The organism is Ferrovum myxofaciens (genome assembly GCF_000735045.1).
GTDB classification, from domain to species: Bacteria; Pseudomonadota; Gammaproteobacteria; order Burkholderiales; family Ferrovaceae; genus Ferrovum; species Ferrovum myxofaciens.
In genome coordinates, this window is sequence record NZ_JPOQ01000275.1 from 1 (window position 1) to 294 (window position 294).

Annotated in this window: 1 protein-coding gene; it reads left to right on the forward strand. The window is 54.1% G+C overall.

Annotation, left to right across the window (positions count from 1 at the left end):
- The coding region (locus IV91_RS0113475; RefSeq protein WP_035418342.1) for an RNA-guided endonuclease InsQ/TnpB family protein at positions 1-294 on the forward strand (294 nt) is incomplete at both ends.

Sequence of the window (294 nt, forward strand, 5' to 3'; positions counted from 1 at the left end):
GTGGGTATCACCCGCTTTGCAACTCTGTCCGATGGTAGTCATATCGAACCGCTCAACACCTTCAGGAAGCACCAGCAAAGGCTTGCACGCTACCAGCGTGCCATGTCTCGCAAGACGAAATTCAGCAGCAACTGGAAGAAGGCGAAAGCCCGCGTCCAGAAGATTCACACGCGCATCGCCAATGTCCGCAAAGACTTCCTGCACAAGACCACGACCACAATCAGCAAAAACCACGCGATTGTGTGCATCGAGGATTTGCAGGTACGGAATATGTCCAAGTCCGCAGCAGGCAGC